Source organism: Planococcus sp. A6, assembly GCF_028823615.1.
Taxonomy (GTDB): Bacteria; Bacillota; Bacilli; order Bacillales_A; family Planococcaceae; genus Planococcus.
Map to the genome: position 1 here is coordinate 1 of NZ_JAPEHT010000257.1, position 1,088 is coordinate 1,088.

The 1,088-nt window shown below is 54.1% G+C and carries 1 protein-coding gene; it reads right to left on the minus strand.

Annotation, left to right across the window (positions count from 1 at the left end):
• Nucleotides 1–384: 384 nt before the first annotated feature.
• Nucleotides 385–1,088 (minus strand): class F sortase (locus tag ON064_RS18315; RefSeq protein ID WP_274625885.1); only part of this gene is annotated, 704 nt, incomplete at its 5' end.

Genomic DNA, 1,088 nt, shown 5'->3' on the forward strand with positions numbered 1-1,088 from the left:
GGAGTGGAAGGGGGCTGACGCCTGTGGGACCGCGCGGGCTGGCGAGACAAACGTGCCACGCTCTTTGGCACGTTGGCTCAACACCCGCCCCATCCCCGGGCAGCTGAAAGTGCGACGTCCTGTCGCATCAGTTGCATGACTCGCATCCTGCGAGCCCCAAACAGCCCCCTGCAACGAAGTCGAAAAGTGAGAGCTTTTCCAATAACTTCTTTTTCATTTTACAAGTCCTGTGGCATCAGTTGCATGACTCGCATCCTGCGAGCCTCCAGCAGCCCTCTGCAACGCAGCCGAAAAGCAGAAGCTTTCCCATAGCTTCATTTTATTTCACAAGTCTTGTCTTACATAAAAAATCCCCTGCCCGGCATGACCGGACAAGGGGATTCGCTACTCTTCAGGTATATAAGCTTTCTTGGATTCTTTTAAGTCGACGTTGACTGCTACGACGTAATAGCGCTTCGATTCGTCAGCTTCAAGCGGAATGCTTTTGCGTTCGAATAGCGAGACTGTCGCCAGCTGTTCGGATTCACCGCTCTCGAGGTCTTCTTCGTAGACGCGGTAGCCGATGACTGCATCGTCGCGTACGGCATGCCATGACAAGCCAGAAGCGGTCAGTTTCAAATTGTCCGGAGCATCGGGTGCCTGTTCTTTCATCGCGGAATCGGAAATAAGTTCAGCTGACACAACGAGACGCTCTTCGTGTGAGCCGATGTCGCGGTTAAAGTCGCCGGTGCAGGTGATCAGGTTGACCATGCGCTGGTCGGAGCGGCCGAAGATTTCTTCGACTGGCGCTTCGTCCGTGATGTAACTCGAAGTGCCGCGGACTTCGAACACCATTTCGCGTCCGTCTGCATCGGTCAGCGTAAATTGATCACCTTTTTTCAGCTGATCCAATTCATAAAAGACGGCGGGACCGGTGAGGCTGTCGACGTGTCCGGCCAGTACAGCGTTTCCTTCTGCGCCGGCTTTAAAGCCTGGTTCGAACCAGCCGACTTGATCAACATCTTCGGGTACGCCCATCTCGCCGTTGTCCAAAACGCCGGTTTCTTCAATCGCGGCATCGATGCCTATGGAAGGAATCGAAATGCGTG